The sequence below is a fragment of the Micromonospora globispora genome (assembly GCF_003857015.1).
Classification (GTDB): domain Bacteria; phylum Actinomycetota; class Actinomycetes; order Mycobacteriales; family Micromonosporaceae; genus Micromonospora; species Micromonospora globispora.
This window is the reverse complement of the sequence record NZ_QGGF01000756.1, coordinates 1-725: the sequence shown is the minus strand read 5'-3', so window position 1 is coordinate 725 and position 725 is coordinate 1. Positions and strand designations below refer to the sequence as shown.

The following is a 725-nucleotide window of genomic DNA, read 5'->3' as shown; positions in this document are numbered from 1 at the left end:
CGGCTCACGCTTTTGGCAGTGTCGATCTGTTCATTGATGCTCAAGCCTACAATAAACCCAATCGTTATAAAATCGGCGACAGCATTGATTATCTGGATGATGAAATCCAGCATAACTTTAAAGCTTCGGTGATGCTGACCCATGCGGTGTTAAACTTCCTTAAAAACCGCAAGCGCGGCCGTATTCTTTATCTTTTGAATGAAGTTTACCCGGATCCGATTCTGGCGGGTTCCCGCGGGGCGCTGGTGCCGTTTGCACAAAGTCTGTCCAAACAGGTGGCTGAACACAACATTACCGTGAATGTACTGAAGCTGGGTTTGACTGAAGAATTCATTCTGGCGATGCACCCGGAAGCCAAATCCATCAAAGAAGCGGTTGAAAATCTGAAGGTGAAAGAACCACACTTGCGCATCACGGAACCCGAGAAAATCACCAACACCGTGACCTATCTGGTTAGTCAGTTTGGTGCGGCGGTGAATGGTCAGGTTATTTCTTTAAGTTAGGTTATTAAAATGCAGGCAACCGGTAAAATCACAATCACCCCTCATTCTCCGATGTTTCAGTGGTGGGATTTCATCCCGCACTACACCCTGAAGGACTATTGGAACAAGGCTCCTCTGGAGCTGGATCTTTCCGAAGTGAAGGCCATTTACAAGCGCGGTCCGGCATATCTGTGCGCCTGCGAAAGAAACGGCGTGGACTATGTGGTTTACATGGCGTCGGTT

2 protein-coding genes are annotated in these 725 nt (G+C 48.1%); both read left to right on the top strand.

Annotated features, from left to right (window positions below; genetic code table 11):
• A partial coding sequence (locus DKL51_RS37730) for an SDR family oxidoreductase (RefSeq protein WP_147457861.1) occupies positions 1-503 on the top strand: 503 nt, incomplete at its 5' end.
• 9 nt (positions 504-512) lie between these two features.
• Positions 513-725, top strand: a 213-nt coding sequence (locus DKL51_RS37725) for a hypothetical protein (protein WP_221623284.1), incomplete at its 3' end; no start/stop codon positions are given.